This window comes from Paraburkholderia bengalensis (assembly GCF_037126505.1).
In the GTDB taxonomy this organism is placed as follows: domain Bacteria; phylum Pseudomonadota; class Gammaproteobacteria; order Burkholderiales; family Burkholderiaceae; genus Paraburkholderia; species Paraburkholderia bengalensis.
This window is the reverse complement of the sequence record NZ_JACFYJ010000319.1, coordinates 1-408: the sequence shown is the minus strand read 5'-3', so window position 1 is coordinate 408 and position 408 is coordinate 1. Positions and strand designations below refer to the sequence as shown.

General features: G+C 60.8%; 1 protein-coding gene. It reads left to right on the top strand.

Annotated elements, in window-relative coordinates; all coding sequences use genetic code 11:
* Positions 1-393 (top strand): PDZ domain-containing protein (locus tag H3V53_RS44060; RefSeq protein WP_336603080.1); only part of this gene is annotated, 393 nt, incomplete at its 5' end.
* Between the last annotated feature and the right edge of the window lie 15 nt (positions 394-408).

Sequence of the window (408 nt, the reverse complement as noted above, 5' to 3'; positions counted from 1 at the left end):
TTGAAGCTGATCCGCAACCGTAAGCAGGTTACGGTGATGGTGAATCTCGGCACATCGACGCAAGGCGACGATGCAAATGCGGACGCTGGAAGGGTTGAGGGCACAGCCGCAAGTGACGGAGGCGCACTCGACCGCCTTGGTCTCACGATGCATGCGCTGACCGATGATGAGCGGCGCACCACGGGCCTGGCTGATGGACTGATGGTGGATGACGTCTCGGGAACAGCGGGAGCTGTCGGCATCAAACCGGGCGATGTCCTGCTGTCGCTCAACGGCACGCTGGTCGCATCCCTGGATCAACTTGCTGCGCTTTCGGCCGGTGCCGGCAAGAAGGCCGCACTCCTTATCCAGCGCAATCACGCGCGCAGCTTCGTTACAGTCGACCTCAAATAAATGCGCCAGGAACTG